Consider the following 15,106-nt stretch of genomic DNA (forward strand, 5'->3'; position numbering starts at 1 on the left):
ACGAGGTCAAACCTCCAACTCCACGATCCTCACGGCTTCTTGACGGATTCTTGACGGCAGTCGGAACCAACACCCCCGAAAACACTGCCGAGAACCGGCAATGCGCGAAGCCCCAGGCCACGGGCACGATGACGGCACCAACCCAACGGCCGAAGGACGTACTCCATGGATGTCGTCGTCGTGCTGGCAGCCGTCGGCCTGATCCTGCTGCTGCTCGCGCTCCTCCTGGTCTCCCGGCTCTTCCACAAGGTCGAGCAGGGCAAGGCGCTGATCGTGTCCAAGATGCGCAAGGTGGACGTGACGTTCACGGGGCAGATCGTGCTGCCGGTCCTGCACAAGGCCGAGACGATGGACATCTCGGTGAAGGCGATCGAGATCACCCGCGCGGGCAAGGAGGGGCTGATCTGCAAGGACAACATCCGCGCCGACATCCGCATCTCGTTCTTCGTCAAGGTCAACAAGACGGCCGAGGACGTCGTCAAGGTCGCCCAGGCGGTCGGCACGGCCCGCGCCAGCGACCAGCGAACCCTCCAGGAACTCTTCCACGCGAAGTTCTCCGAGGCGCTCAAGACCGTAGGCAAACAACTGGACTTCACCGATCTCTACACCAAGCGCGAGGAGCTGCGGTACCGGATCATCGAGGTCATCGGCGTCGACCTCAACGGCTACCACCTGGAGGACGCGGCGATCGACTACCTGGAGCAGACGCCGCTCACCCAGCTCGACCCCGCCAACGTCCTCGACGCGCAAGGCATTCGGAAGATCACCGAACTCACCGCCGTCGAGCACGTCCGCACCAACGAGGCCCAGCGCACCGAGGAGAAGGAGATCACGCGCCAGAACGTCGACGCGCGCGAGGCGATCCTCGAACTCGAACGCCGCCAGGCCGACGCGGAGATCAAGCAGCGCCGCGAGATCGAGACCAGCCGGGCCCGCGAGGAGGCCGAGACCGCGCGGGTCGTCGAGGAAGAACGCCTGCGCTCCCAGGGCGCGTTCCTGCGCACCGAGGAACAACTCGGCGTCCAGCGCGAGAACCAGGCCCGCGAGGTCGCCGTCGCCGCGAAGAACCGCGAGCGCGTCATCGCCGTCGAGAACGAACGCATCGAGAAGGACCGGCTGTTGGAGATCATCGCGCGCGAGCGGGAGACCCAGCTGACGCGGATCGCCGCCGACAAGGAGGTCGAGGCGGAGCGCCGGGACATCGCCGAGGTCGTGCGCGAACGCGTCGCCGTGGACCGGACGGTCGCCGAACAGGAAGAGTCCATCAAGAAGTTGAGGGTCGTCGAGGAGGCCGAGCGCGGGCGCCAGGCCGTCGTCATCGCCGCCGAGGCCGAGGCCCAGGAGAAGCTCGTCAAGGACATCAAGGCCGCGGAAGCCGCCGAGGTGGCGGCAGTTCACCGCGCCGCCGAGGAACTCACCCTCGCCGAGGCCCGGTTGAAGAGCGCCGACCTCGACGCGCGCGCCAAACTGCGCCTCGCGGAGGGCATCCAGGCCGAGGCCGCCGCCCAAGGACTCGCCGCCGTGCAGGTGCGCGACAAGGAGGCCGAGGTCATCGAGAAGGCCGGCCGCGCCGAGGCCGAAGCGGCGGCGGCGAGGCTGCGCGCCGAGGCCGAGGGCACCCGCGCCACCGCCCTCGCCCGCGCCGAGGGCGCCGAGGCACAGGCCCTCGCCGACGCCAGGGCCATCGGCGAGAAACTCAAGGCGGAGGCCGCCGGACTCACAGACAAGGCCGCCGCGATGGCCGCCCTCGACGAGGCGTCCCGCACCCACGAGGAGTACCGCCTGCGGCTGGCCGCGGAGAAGGAGATCCGCCTCGCCGGGCTCGACGTACAGCGCCAGATCGCCGAGGCGCAGGCCACCGTCCTCGCGACCGGCCTGGAGAACGCGGACATCGACATCGTCGGCGGCGACTCGGTCTTCCTCGACCGCCTCGTCGGCTCCATCGCACTCGGCAAGGGCGTCGACGGATTCCTCCAACACTCCGACACCGCCCAGGCGTTGACGAAGCCCTGGCTCGACGGCAGCGCCTCGTTCACCGACGACCTCACCGGGGTGCTGGGCTCGGTCACCACCTCCGACGTCCAGAACCTCACCGTCTCCGCGCTCCTGACGAAGCTGATGAAGTCCGGCGCCGACCTGTCCCAGCTCCGCCAACTCCTCGACACCGCAACCGAGTCGGGCCACGCCGAACTCAACGGCACCACCAGGCCCTGACCCCCGGCGGGACGCCGTAGCTGCCGCGCGGGGGGCAGCAGCTCCGGCGTCCCGCCCGCCCTGACGACCCACCGAAGACAACACCCCTGGGGGAGCAGTTGAGTTCACAGGCGTACGACGGTGTCGACCCCGGCACCTACGAACTCCTCCGCGACCGACTCGCCGCCCAGGCCGACGAACTCGCCCGGCACACCGAGGAGTTGAACGCCCGCCGGGTCGCGGAGTTCGGCGCCGTCGGCCTCACCCTCACCGGCACGGACGCCCTGCGCACCGAACACCCCGTCCTGCCCCGGGACATCGTGGGCATCGGCGGCTTCCTCCTCTTCGGGTACGACACCGGCGCCGACGGCGACAGCCGCACCGGACGCCAGGTCTCCGACGTACTCGCCCTGCACGACCGCGAGTTGAACCGTGTCTCGGCCGACGCCCTGCCCGGACTCCTCGATTCTCCCGACTTCGTGCGGGAGTTCACCGACCTCCACCGCTACTACCGGCAGGCCCGGCTCCTGCGCCTCCGGCTCACCGACGACCGGCTGCTGGCCGTCTTCCGGACCGGCGAGAAGACCGACGACATCCGCGTCCTGCGGTGGTCCCTCACGCCGGGCGGGCGGCCGGAGTTCCTCGACGCGCGGGGCGACCGGGACCTCGTACGACCTGAGAGGTACGACTTCCGCTGGACGGAGGTAGTACGGGAGGACCACGTCCAGGGGCGCTACGCACGTCTTCCGGAGGGGCTGCGGGTCTCGACGTCGGAGGGCCTGCTCACCCTTGCCGCCGGCGGGGGTGATGCGGAGGACAAGGGGGACCGGAGCGGCAGCAGTGACCAGGGTGACGCGGGTGACGCCCTCTACACCGAGCCCGTCACCGAAGCCCTCCAGTCCCTCGCCGACGCCGACATCGCGCACGCCCGCGTAGGCCCCCTGGTCCTCGTCCGGGTCCGCCCCTACCGCGAACCCGGCCACCGGTACCTCGTCGTCAACACCCTGACCCGGACCGTCGTCCGGCTCGACGGCGTCGGGCAGGCATGCCGCCGCCTCCCCGACGACCAGGGCATCGTCTTCCCCGGCGGCTACTGCCTGGTCTCCGGCGCGCACAAGACCTTCGAACTCGACGCCGGGGGGCTGGAGTTCGAGCGCGAGGTGCGCTCGCCGTACGGGGAGGACGTCCTCTACGCCTTCGCCGGCGACGGCCGGGCGCTGCTGCTGTCGTACAACACCATCCGCAAGGAGTTCGCCGCGCCGCTGCCCTGCCGGGGGTGGGCGCGGTGGGACGACGGGGAGTTGCTGGTGCTGCGGGCCGGCGAGGAGCCGGGGCACCTGCACACCGTGCGGCGCTGGGCGTCGCCGTACGTCTCCGACCTGCGCGCACGGGCCGGGGGAGGGGGCGGGGCACTGGGCCGGGTGGGGAACGCCGACCTGGTGCGGGGGATCGCCGACTGCCTCTCGATCGCGCGGTCGGTGGGGGAGACCACCGCGACGGCCGAGGGGCACGAGGCCCTGGTCGCCGCCTGCGCAAGGGCAGTTGACGTCCACCACTGGCTCGCCGACGACGAACTCGGCGGCCTCGGCGCCCGGTTGGCGGACGTCCGGGCCACCGCCGAACAGGTCCTCGCCGAGTTCCGCACCGTCCGCGCCCTCACCCGCCAGGCCGCCGACGCCCTCGACGAGGCCGCCGGGCAACTAGCCTCCGTCATACGGCGGTTGCGCGGCGAGGCCCCGCGCACGGCCGCCGCCTGGGTGGCCGGCCTGACCGAACTCCGGCACGCACAAGGTCACTTGCTGACGCTGAAGGAGCTGCGGTACGCCGACCTGCCCCGCATCGACGCACTGTCCGAGGAGGCCGGCGCCGACCTCGACCGGTTCGGGCGGCGGGCCGTCGAGCACCTGGCCCGGCCGGACGCCTTCGACGCCCAACAGGCCGACGTGGAAAGGCTGTCGGCCGACGCGGGCGCCATCACGACCGTCGCGGAGGCCGGCCCCGTCGCCGACCGCATCGAGGCCCTGGGGGAGGGGCTGCGCACCGTCACCGAGGTGGTGGCGGGCCTCGACATCGGGGACGCGACCGTGCGGACGTCCGTGCTGGAGCGCATCGCCGACGTCCTCGGCGGCGTCAACCGCGCCCGCGCCGTCCTCGACGCCCGCCGCCGCAGCCTGCGCGACAGCGAGGGCCGCGCCGAATTCGCCGCCGAATTCGCCCTGTTGGGCCAGACCGTCACCGGCGCGCTCGCGGCGGCGGACACGCCGGACGCCTGCGACACCCACCTCGCGGGCGTCCTCGTCCGGTTGGAGAACCTGGAGTCCCGCTTCGCCGAGTTCGACGACTTCCTGGCCCAACTCGACGACCAGCGAACCGAGTTGACCGACGCCTTCACCGCCCGCAAACAGAGCCTCCTGGACGCCCGAGCCCGCCGCGCCGAACACCTCGCCACCTCCGCCGCACGCGTCCTGGAGACCATCGCCCGCCGCGCCACGGCCCTCCCCGACGCGGACGCCGTCAGTACCCACTTCGCCTCCGACCCGATGGTCGCGAAGATCCGCCGCACCGCCGACGAACTCCGCCGGCTCGGCGACTCCGTACGGGCGGAGGAACTGGACGGCCGCCTGCGCGCCGCCCACCAGGAGGCGACCCGCGCCCTGCGCGACCGCACCGACCTGTACGCCGACGACGGCCGCACCCTGCGCCTGGGCGCCCACCGCTTCACCGTCACCACTCAGCCCCTCGACCTCACCCTCGTACCCCAGGGTGACGGCCTGGCCTTCGCCCTCACCGGCACGGACTACCGCGCCCCCGTCACCGACCCCGCCCTCACCGCCGCCCGCCCCTACTGGGACCGCACCCTCCCCTCCGAATCTCCGCAGGTCAGCCGCGCCGAACACCTCGCCGCCCGGCTCCTGCGCGACCCCGGCCCCACCACCCTCACGACGACCGACGACCTCCCCGCCCTCGTACGCCGGGTAGCTCTGGAGTCGTACGACGAGGGGTACGAGCGCGGCGTCCACGACCACGACGCGACCGCGATCCTGCGCGCGGTACTACCCGTGTACGACCACGTGGGTACCCTCCGCCACGAGCCCGCCGCCCGCGCCGCCGCCCACCTGGCCTGGACGCACGGCATCGGCGCCGACGCCCGCGAGACCTGGACCCGGCGAGCCGTCTCCCTCGCCCGCGTCAGCCGGATGTTCGGCACCGCACCCGGACTCCCCTACCTGCTGGGGGAGTTGGCCTCCGCCCTCGGCGGATCACGCCCTGCCGCCGAGTACCTCTTCGAGGAACTGACCTCAGGTCCCGAGGGGTTCGTCCTGAGCGAGCCCGCACGGACCCTCCTCGACAAGTTCCGTTCCGTCGCCGGGAGTTCCGCCCACGACGACTTCGCGGCCCTGACGGTACTGGCGGAGCGCCGGCAGCTCGTGGAGTCATGGCTGTCGGCGTACGCCTCCTCAAGTGGCCTGGAAGTGACGGAAGGTGAGCTGGCCGAGGCCGTAGCGGCCGAACTGTGCCCGGAGTTGACGCGATACTCGGTGGACGCCTCACCCACCGTGACGGTCGAGGGCCTACTGGCTCCCCATCCACGGTTCACCGACGGCAAGTTGACACTCCGCCTCGACGAATTCCTCGCCAGAACCGCAGAGTTCGAGGAGCACGACGTACCCGCCTTCCGCGCCTACCAGCGGCGGCGCGGCGAACTGGTGGCGGCGGAGCGCTCCCGCCTGCGACTGTCCGAGCACCGGGCGCGCCCCATGACGACCTTCGTCCGCAACCGCCTGATCGACGAGGTGTATCTGCCGCTGATCGGCGACAGCTTCGCACGACAACTGGGCACCGCCGGGGAGACGAAACGCACCGACACCGGCGGCCTTCTCCTCCTGATCTCCCCACCGGGATACGGAAAAACGACCCTCATGGAATACGTGGCGGACCGGCTGGGCCTGATGCTGGTAAAAATCAGCGGACCGGCACTGGGCCACGACGCCACCTCGCTGGACCCGGCCGAGGCCCCCAACGCGACGGCCCGGCAGGAAATAGAAAAGGTCAACTTCGCGCTGGCCGCAGGAAACAACACACTGCTGTACCTGGACGACATCCAACACGTCTCCCCCGAGTTCCTCCAGAAATTCATCCCCCTCTGCGACGCGACCCGACGCATGGACGGAGTGGGGAACGGAGAACCCCGAACTTTCGACCTACGGGGCAAACGATTCGCCGTCTGCATGGCAGGCAACCCCTACACGGAGTCCGGCGCGAAATTCCGCGTCCCCGACATGCTGGCGAACCGGGCGGACGTATGGAACCTCGGCGACGTCCTCACCGGAAAAGAAACCGCATTCGCCGAAAGCTTCCTCGAAAACGCCCTCACCTCAAACCCCGTCCTGGCTCCCCTGTCCGGCCGCGCCCGCACCGACCTCGCCCTCTTCACCCGCCTGGCCCAGAACGACCCCACAGCAACCCCGGACCGACTGCACCACCCCTACACCACCGCCGAAACCGACGAGATCGTCTCCGTGATCCGCCACGTCCTGCGGGCCAGGCAAACGGTCCTGGCGGTGAACGTCGCATACATCGATTCCGCCGCCCAATCCCCCACAACCCGAACCGAACCCCCGTTCCGCCTCCAAGGCTCCTACCGAACAATGAACCGCATCACCCAACGCATACGCCCCGCAATGAACGAAAGCGAACTCGACGCCACCATAGAAGACCACTTCCTCGCCGAGGCACAGACATTGACCAGCGGGGCAGAGTCGAACCTGCTGAAACTCGGCGAGCTGAGAGGAACACTTTCGGACGAGCAGGCGAAGCGATGGCAAGCAATAAAAGCGTCCTATGCCCCGGAAGATGGAACCGATCCGATGGGCCGGGCTGTAGCCGCGCTGGAAAATCTCGCGGAGCGCATCTCGGCGATCGAAGAAGCCATCGGACGGGCCGTCGACCGACGGTGAATCAGCGGAGACCCGGCAGGCTGCGGAATTCCTCTCCCGACCGCGGAGCGCCGGCCGGCCGGTCGGCCTGACCAGATCGCCCTCTCCCTTTCCGACTGCGGTACGCCATACGATCACCACTCCGCGTACAGGGGAGGCGGTATGGCGGCTGGGGGATCGGCGTCGCGGCGCGCGCAGGAAGCGCGGCGTCAGGAACGGCTGTTGCGCGAGCAGTGGCAGGCAGCCCGGCAGGAGGCCCGCCGCTGGGAGGCCGCGAGCGAGGGGGAACGCCTGGTCGCGGCCCAACTGCTCGTCCTCACCGAACGCGGCTGGCGCCTTCTGGTGGACCGCCGTTGGCCCGGAACCCGCACGGCCAACGTGGACATGCTGTTGGCCGGCCCGGGCGGGGTCTTCGTCCTCGACGTGAAGAACTGGCGGGCCGCACCGCGGATCACGGACGGCCGCCTCCACGCCGAGGGGCAGGACCGCGACGCCCACGTCCGCAAGCTCCTCGCGATGACCCGTACGGCCGAACACGCCGTGTCAGCACTGGGGTTGTCGCCGGTGGCGGTGCGTCCGCTGATGGTCTTCGCCGGACAGCACGTGGACGCGACACTCGGCCGGGTCAGGCTGCTCGGTGAACGCGAGGTGGGCCCAGTGCTGTTGGGCGAGCCGATACGCCTGAGGCCGGAAGGGGTACGGGCCCTCGCCGACCACCTGGAACGCGCCTTCCCCGACTACGAGAACTCGTCCGTCCCGAAGCCGACCGAACAGCCACCCCAACTCACCGAGAACAAGGGCCTGTTCGACATCGACGGACTGCGTGACGCGGCCCTCGCGGAAGCCATGAAGCCCCCCGTCGAACAGTGGATGACCTTCCTCGCCCCCGACCAGATCCCTCTCGTACGCCGCAACTGGTCCGGCCCCGCGCGCATCAGCGGACCCGCCGGCACCGGCAAGACCGTGGTCGGACTGCACCGCGCCGCGCACCTGGTCCAACGGACCGGCGGACGCGTCCTGTACGTGACCTTCGCCAACAACCTCCCCCGCGTACAAGGCACGTTCCTCAAGACGATGTCCCCCGCCGTGGCCGACCGCGTGGACTTCCGCAGCCTCCATCAGTGGGCGCAGGAATTCCTCCGCGCCCGCGGCATCGACACCCGCCTGCACAAGGAGAAGTCGGACACCGCGTTCGGCCTGGCCTGGAAGGACGTGGGACGCGCGGGCCCACTCGCCGAGTTCGACTCCGACCCCACGTACTGGCAGGAGGAGATCGCCCACGTGATCAAGGGGCGGGGCATCACCGCCTTCGAGGAGTACGCGACACTGCGCCGCGTCGGCCGCCGGACGGCCCTGCGCCGCGTCCACCGCGAGGCGATGTGGGCTCTCTACGAGGAGTACGAGAAGCGGCGTACGGAGAAGGGCGTGCACGACTTCGACGACGTACTCACCCTGGCGCTCGCGGAGTTGACCCGAACGGGAGCGGACGGGACGGGGACGAGCCGGGGCGGGACGCCCAACTCCCCGTACACATCAGTGATCGTGGACGAGGTCCAGGACCTGTCCCTCGTGGGCGTACGCCTCCTGCACGCCCTCGTGGGCGACACCCCCAACGGCCTCCTCCTCATCGGCGACGGCCAACAGGCCGTATATCCAGGCGGGTTCAGGCTCGGTGACGCCGGCATCGACATCCGGGGCGACCGTGGCCAGGTGCTGCGCACGAACTACCGCAACGCGGAGGAGATCCTGGAGGCCGCCCTCGCCGTCGTCCGCGACGACCCCTTCGAGGACATCGACGGCATACGCACCCCCGGCCGCCGCGACGTAGACCTCACGTACCACGACGGCAAGGTCCTCCGCTCGGCCCACCCCACCCTCGCCGACCACGATCAGGCCCTCCTCGCCACCCTCCACGCCCTTCCGCCCGACCGCCTCGGCGACGCCGCGGTCCTCTGCCCCTCGAAGCGCGCCATCACCCAGTACCACCGCCTCCTCACCCGCTCCGGCCTCCCCGTCTGCCTCCTGGAGCACTACGACGGCCGCCCCACCCCCGGCATCAAACTCGGAACCTACCGCCGTGCCAAGGGACTTGAGTTCAAGCACGTCTACCTCCCCCAGCACGACGCCCACCTCACGACTCCCACCACCTCCCCCGAGACAACCTCCGAACGCCGCCAACTCGCCCGCAGCCAGCTCTTCGTAGCCATGACCCGAGCCCGCGACCTCCTGTGGCTCGGCACCGTCACTCCACACCTGAACCTCGCCGCCTAATAATGTCGACGAGGCCGTGGGATCCGTCCCACGGCCTTGCCGCACGGGCCCGACCTCAAACCGGACGCGGGACGGTCCTGCCCTACTTCCGGGTCACGGTGCCCGTCATGACGAGGGCGGCGCCGATGTCCTCATAGCCGGCCAGGCAGAGGATCACACCGCCGGTGCAGCAGGCTGCGGACAGTCCGACCGTGGCCCAGGCGAGAGCACCCTGCGAGCGCGAGTGCTCTGCGGAGGTCTCGTCCTGCTGCGGGACATCTGGATCATTGTTTGCCGTGGACATGGTGAACCTTCACTCCTCGGACGTGCGGCAGCACGCGCTGAATGGATGAAGGGACCTTGGATCGGCGGGGAGTTAGCCGCGCAAGTCCGTCACTGCGGTCCGGATAGCAGCTTGCTGGACCCCGAAAACCACACCCAGCCGGCACCCAGCCCAGGACCACAACGCAAATCAGGCCCTGCGCTGATCTCTCAGCACAGGGCCTGACCTGCTCAAACACTGTCGGGGTGGCGGGATTTGAACCCACGACCTCTTCGTCCCGAACGAAGCGCGCTGCCAAGCTGCGCTACACCCCGATGCCGCTGCGAATCCTGCTCGTTGCGGCGACGTCGTTAACTTTAGCCCACCGGCGGCCGGAGACGAAATCCGGTTTTGGGGTGGGGGCGGATGGGGTTGGGGCGGGTGTGGTCGAGGGCTGTGAGCAGGAGAGATAGGGCGTAGACGGCGAGCCCGAGGAGGAGCGCGTTGGCGAGAGTGTGCCGGTAGCCGTCGGCCGCCGCGTCGAGGAAGGGGTAGAGGTAGCGGCCGGGGGAGGACGCCCCCAGGAGGTGACCCCGCACGAGCGTGAAGCCCAGGAACAGCAGCGGATACACCAGCCACGCCGCCGCCTGCCGCAGCCGCAGCCTCGCCGGCGGCGTCAGCAGCAGCCAGTCGAGGACGGCCGCCGCCGGGATCGCCGTGTGCAGCAGGTGGGACGTGACCGCGTGCCACCCGCCCGTCCCGCCGGTCAGCGGCGCGGCCTGCGCGTTGTGCGCGAGCAGCAGGTGGTACGTCAGCGCGCCGGTCACCGTGTAGAGGAGCGCCGCCCCCGTCACCGCCCCCGGCAACGGACGCCGCGCCGTCCACGCACGCCGCGCCGACAACGCCGTCACCAGCGCCAGCAGCAACGCGCTCTGTACGGAGAACCGGCTCAGTACGGCCAAGGGGTCACCCAGCGCCACCGCCATCCCCACGCTCCCCGCCGCCGCCCCGGCCAGCAGCAGCCGCAGCACCGCGGCGAGGGGCCGCCGTACCGGCGCGACCACCGCAGCCGCCGGGACGTGCGAGACGTACGAGGGGAACAGCGCGTGCGTACGGGGAATCGCCGGCAGATCGGGAATGTCCCGGGGTATCGGAGCGGTCATGCCCCCAAGCTAGGGAAACCGGGCATACGGGGCGATCCGGGTGGGCCGAGTGGGGGACGCGGTACGACGAAACACCGTACGAAAATATGCCCGCCCCGCCCTTCTCCCACCCCGCCCCGCCCCTCTCCGGCTCCTCCCCCCCAGCTCCTCAGCGCCGCCCCGCCCCCAGCCCCCCTACTCCCACCCCCAGCCCCCTACTCCCGCCCCACCAACGTCAACAACGTAACCTCCGGCGGACAAGCGAACCTCACCGGCGTATACCGATTCGCCCCACACCCCGCCGACACATGCATGAACGAGGTCCGCCCCCCAGCACTGTGCGTCGACAACCCCTTCACCCGCCCCGCGTCCAGATCACAGTTGGTGACCAGCGCCCCGTAGAACGGCACACACACCTGCCCCCCATGCGTATGCCCCGCGAGAATCAGCGGATAGTCATCGGCGGTGAAGGAATCCAGCACCCGCAGATACGGCGCATGCACGATCCCCATCGAGAAGTCCGCGGAAGCGGACGGCCCCCCGGCGACCCGCTCGTACCGGTCCCGCCGGATATGCGGATCGTCGAGCCCGGTCAGCTCGATGGAGACGCCCTCGATCTTCAGCACCCCCCGCGTGTTCGTGAGGTTGAGCCACCCGGCCCCGTCGAACCCGTCCCGCAGGCTCTCCCAGTCGATGTGGACGACGTCGACGGCGGGCGCGTTGCCGTTCAGCCCGTGCCGCCCGCTCGCCTTCTCGAAGAGGTACTTCGCGGGGTTGCGCAGCCTGGGCCCGTAGTAGTCGTTGGACCCGAAGACATAGGCGCCCGGGAACTCCATCAGCGGCCCGAGCGCGTCCAGCGTCTCGGGGATGCCGTCGGGGTCGGAGAGGTTGTCGCCGGTGTTGATGACGAAGTCGGGCCGCAGCCCGGCGAGCGACCGCAGCCACCGCTGCTTCTTGCGCTGCCCCCCGACCATGTGGATGTCGGAGACCTGGAGCACTCGCAGGGGCCGCATCCCCGGCGGCAGCACCGGCACGGTCACCCGTCGCAGCCGGAACGAACGGGCCTCGAACCCGGCGGAGTAGGCCAGTCCGGCGGCGCCAACCGCCGCGATTCCCAAGGGGACTCCATAACGCGCGCGCATACCCCCATCGTGTCAGACCCCGCCGAGCCCCTTGACCACACGCCCCCCTTGCCTTAGAGGAGCCCGCACGTAATAGAGGAGCCGCCTTCCTCCCGCACCTGCCACAATCGACGTCATGACCACGCTCAAGTCCAAGCTCAAGGAAGACCTCAACACCGCGATCAAGGCCCGCGACGAACTGCGCTCCTCGACGCTGCGCCTCACGCTCACCGCGATCACGAAGGAGGAGGTCGCGGGCACGGAGAAGCGCGAGCTCTCCGACGACGAGGTCCTCAAGGTGCTCGCTCACGAGGCGAAGAAGCGCCGCGAGGCGGCGGACGCGTTCGCGCAGGGCGGCCGGGCGGAGCAGGCGGCGCGGGAGAAGCAGGAGGGCGAGGTCCTCGCCGAGTACCTCCCCCAGCAGCTGAGCGACGAGGAGCTGACGGAGATCGTCACGGCGGCGGTCGCCGAGGCCAAGGCGTCCGGCGCGGAGGGCCCCCGCGCGATGGGCGCGGTCATGAAGCTCGTCAGCCCCAAGGTCGCGGGCCTCGCGGAGGGCGGCCGGGTGGCGGCGGCGGTCAAGAAGCTCCTGGCAGGCTGACCGACACCGGCCGGCTTCCCCGGGCAACACCAGCCGAAACCCCGGCGACCTCATGACGAAGGGCGCCCTCATCACCGTACGAATCTGTACGAGGATGAGGGCGCCCTTTCTCAGGTCAGTGGCCGGAGCTCAGTTCCGCCCCCCGTTGCCGTTCCCGTTGTTCCCCCGGAACAGGCCCTCGGGGAGGCCCGTGATGGTCGGGGTCGGGAAGTCGCCGCCGTTCGAGCCGCCGTTGTCGGAGCCGCCGGATGCCCCGCCGGTCGAGGTGTTGGCGCCGTTCACGCCGCCGACGAGGCCGCCGAGGAAACCGCCGTTGTTGTCGCCGTTGTTGTTGTCGTTGCCCCGGCCCCGGCCGTTCCCCTTGCCCCGGCCGCCGTTGTTGCCGTTGTTGTCCAGGCTGCTGCCGGGGATGGTGACGGTGTTGAACTGCGGGGAGTCCTTGCCGGCGAGGGCGCCGGTCATGGCGTCCTTCCAGATCGGGCCCGGGGTGTCGCCGCCGTAGACGAGGGAGTGGTACTCGCCGCCGATGTAGATCTTCTCCATCTCGACCTTCTGGGTGGCGCTGCCGACCCAGACGGCGCCGGAGAGGTTCGGCGTGTACCCGGCGAACCAGGCGTTCTTGCGGGAGTCGGTCGTCCCCGTCTTGCCCGCGTTGGCGCGGTCCTTGAGCCCGGCCGTCTTACCGGTACCGGAGTCGACGACCCCGCTGAGCAGCGTGTTGATGGTGTCGGCGGTCTTCTGGCTCATCGCCCGCGAGCAGGTCGACTTGGGCACCTCAAGGGACTTCTTCGTGTTCCCGACGGTCTGCGTGATCGACTCGATGGCGACCGGCGTGCAGTACATCCCGCGCGAGGCGAACGCGGCGTACGCACTGGCCATGGTCAGCGGGGAGAGGCCGGTCGCGCCGAGGGTCATCGACGCGGGCCGCTCGGGAACCTTCTCGCCGTTGCCCTGCACGACCCCGAGGCCGTCGATCATCTTGGACACCGGGCACATCCCGATGTCCTCCAGCATCTGCACGAAGTACGTGTTGACGGAGAGTTCCATCGCCTTGCGCAGGTCGTACGGCCCGACCTCGGACTCGCTCTCGTTCTCCACCGTGTCGTTCCCGGTGTTGCGCCAGTCCTTGCCGCTGCACGTGGAGACCCGGTCCGGGTACGGCATGTCGTACGGCGCCGGGTACACCTGGTTCGCCGGCTTGCCGTCCTCCAGCGCCGCCGCCGCGAGGAACGGCTTGAACGTCGAACCGGTCGGCCAGCCGAAGTTGGAGCCGCCGTACGCCGAGTCGACGGAGTAGTTGTACTCCGTCTCGTTCTTGCCGTAGCCGTACGGCTTCGACTGGCCCATGCCGAGGATCTTGCCGGTGCCGGGCTCGACGAGGGTGACGGCGGTGGCGACCTTGTCGGACTGGTAGACGTGGTCCTTGATCGAGTCCTGCACGGACTCCTGGGCCTGCGGGTCCAGGGTCGTACGGATCGTCAGGCCGCCCTGGTTCCAGACCTTCGCGCGGTCCTCCTTGGTCCGGCCGAAGACGGGGTTGCTGAGGAAGACCTTCTCGACGTACTTGCAGAAGAACCCGGCGCCCTTGACGGCGGTGATGCAGCCGTTCTTCGGCTGGGTGACCTTCAGGCCGAGCGGCGCGGCCTTCGCCTTGTCGGCGTCGGCCTGCGAGACGTCGCCGAGTTCGGCCATGCGCTGGATCACGACGTTGCGGCGCAGGGTCGCCTGCTTCTCGTCGTTGATCGGGTCGTACAGGCTCGGCGACTGGACGATGCCCGCGAGCAGCGCCGACTCCTGGAGGTTCAGGTCCTTCGCGTGCTTGGAGAAGTACCGCTGCGACGCGGCCTCCACGCCGTACGCCTGCTGGCCGAAGAACGTGATGTTGAGGTAGTTCTCCAGGATCTTCTTCTTGCCGAGTTCCTCCTCGACCTGGATCGCGTACTTCAGCTCGCGGATCTTGCGGCCGATCGTCTGCTGGGTGGCCTCGGCGACCTTCGTCGGGTCGTCGCCCGCCTCCTCGATGAAGACGTTCTTCACGTACTGCTGGGTCAGCGTCGAGGCGCCTTCCGATACGCCGCCGCTCTGCGCGTTCTTGTTCAGCGCGCGCAGGATGCCCTTCAGGTCCACCGCGCCGTGCTGGTAGAAGCGCGAGTCCTCGATCGCGACGATCGCCTTCTGCATGTACGGCGAGATGTCCTTGAGGTCGACCACCGTGCGGTCGCGCGAGTACACGGACGCGATCCGGTTGCCCTTGGCGTCCAGGATCGCGGTGCGCTGGCTGAGCGGGGGCGTCTTCAGGTTGGCCGGGAGCTCGTCGAACGACTCCACCGACCCCTTCGCGGCGAGGCCCAGCGCGCCGACGGCCGGCAGGGCGATCCCCGCCAGGACCGCGCCCGACAGGACACTGACACCGAGGAACTTGGCGGCCTGCTGCGTCGTGGACAGACCACCGCCCGAGCGCTTCTTTGGCATGAGGGCAGCCTAATCCGTCGTTTCGGGGGTTCCGGTGGTGCGGGTGGGGGTGAGGCTGTTCGGGGCGGGATTGTGACATGGGGGCGTACGCCCGGCTCACGGACGTTCTCATTCTCCGGACACGCGCA

General features: G+C 69.8%; 8 protein-coding genes and 1 tRNA gene. 4 read left to right on the plus strand and 5 right to left on the minus strand.

The genetic code is table 11. The annotated features are described in order from the left end of the window. The first annotated feature begins 165 nt into the window (after positions 1 to 165). From ACQCO7_RS23680 to ACQCO7_RS23690, 3 genes are all read left to right on the plus strand, one after another. Positions 166 to 2,214 (plus strand): flotillin family protein, encoded by a 2,049-nt coding sequence (locus tag ACQCO7_RS23680; protein ID WP_464073727.1) that lies wholly within the window; start codon positions 166 to 168, stop codon positions 2,212 to 2,214. A gap of 98 nt (positions 2,215 to 2,312) precedes the next feature. Beyond that, positions 2,313 to 7,151, plus strand: coding sequence for a DNA repair ATPase (locus tag ACQCO7_RS23685; protein WP_464073728.1), 4,839 nt, complete (start codon positions 2,313 to 2,315; stop codon positions 7,149 to 7,151). A gap of 141 nt (positions 7,152 to 7,292) precedes the next feature. Then, entirely contained in the window at positions 7,293 to 9,401 is a 2,109-nt protein-coding gene (locus ACQCO7_RS23690) for a nuclease-related domain-containing DEAD/DEAH box helicase (RefSeq protein WP_464073729.1), read from the plus strand. An 82-nt stretch (positions 9,402 to 9,483) separates the two neighbouring features. On the opposite strand, the gene ACQCO7_RS23695 is transcribed toward ACQCO7_RS23690, so the two are convergent. From ACQCO7_RS23695 to ACQCO7_RS23710, 4 genes are all read right to left on the minus strand, one after another. Beyond that, the gene (locus ACQCO7_RS23695; RefSeq protein ID WP_464073730.1) at positions 9,484 to 9,684 is read right to left on the minus strand and encodes a hypothetical protein; all 201 of its coding nucleotides are present in this window, start codon (positions 9,682 to 9,684) and stop codon (positions 9,484 to 9,486) included. Between the two features lie 219 nt (positions 9,685 to 9,903). After that, a tRNA-Pro gene (locus ACQCO7_RS23700) sits at positions 9,904 to 9,977 on the minus strand. Positions 9,978 to 10,019: 42 nt separating this feature from the next. Next, on the minus strand, positions 10,020 to 10,805 hold the full coding sequence (locus ACQCO7_RS23705) for a Pr6Pr family membrane protein (protein WP_464073731.1): 786 nt from the start codon (positions 10,803 to 10,805) through the stop codon (positions 10,020 to 10,022). A gap of 194 nt (positions 10,806 to 10,999) precedes the next feature. Next, positions 11,000 to 11,926 (minus strand): metallophosphoesterase, encoded by a 927-nt coding sequence (locus ACQCO7_RS23710; RefSeq protein WP_464073732.1) that lies wholly within the window; start codon positions 11,924 to 11,926, stop codon positions 11,000 to 11,002. 115 nt (positions 11,927 to 12,041) lie between these two features. Between ACQCO7_RS23710 and ACQCO7_RS23715 the strand changes: the two genes are divergently transcribed. Further along, positions 12,042 to 12,506 carry a GatB/YqeY domain-containing protein gene (locus tag ACQCO7_RS23715; protein ID WP_464073733.1) on the plus strand — a complete coding sequence of 155 codons (465 nt, stop codon included), beginning with the start codon at positions 12,042 to 12,044 and terminating at the stop codon, positions 12,504 to 12,506. A 129-nt stretch (positions 12,507 to 12,635) separates the two neighbouring features. On the opposite strand, the gene ACQCO7_RS23720 is transcribed toward ACQCO7_RS23715, so the two are convergent. Beyond that, positions 12,636 to 14,978, minus strand: coding sequence for a transglycosylase domain-containing protein (locus tag ACQCO7_RS23720; protein ID WP_464073734.1), 2,343 nt, complete (start codon positions 14,976 to 14,978; stop codon positions 12,636 to 12,638). Positions 14,979 to 15,106: the final 128 nt, after the last annotated feature.

It is taken from the genome of Streptomyces saintjeani, assembly GCF_055409605.1.

Excerpts from the sequence above, each read along its gene's own strand:
- ACQCO7_RS23695 (WP_464073730.1), bottom strand. The coding sequence starts at position 9,684 with ATGTCCACGGCAAACAATGATCCAGATGTCCCGCAGCAGGACGAGACC.
- ACQCO7_RS23710 (WP_464073732.1), bottom strand. The coding sequence starts at position 11,926 with ATGCGCGCGCGTTATGGAGTCCCCTTGGGAATCGCGGCGGTTGGCGCC.
- ACQCO7_RS23705 (WP_464073731.1), bottom strand. The coding sequence starts at position 10,805 with ATGACCGCTCCGATACCCCGGGACATTCCCGATCTGCCGGCGATTCCC.
- ACQCO7_RS23690 (WP_464073729.1), top strand. The coding sequence starts at position 7,293 with ATGGCGGCTGGGGGATCGGCGTCGCGGCGCGCGCAGGAAGCGCGGCGT.
- ACQCO7_RS23715 (WP_464073733.1), top strand. The coding sequence starts at position 12,042 with ATGACCACGCTCAAGTCCAAGCTCAAGGAAGACCTCAACACCGCGATC.
- ACQCO7_RS23720 (WP_464073734.1), bottom strand. The coding sequence starts at position 14,978 with ATGCCAAAGAAGCGCTCGGGCGGTGGTCTGTCCACGACGCAGCAGGCC.
- ACQCO7_RS23680 (WP_464073727.1), top strand. The coding sequence starts at position 166 with ATGGATGTCGTCGTCGTGCTGGCAGCCGTCGGCCTGATCCTGCTGCTG.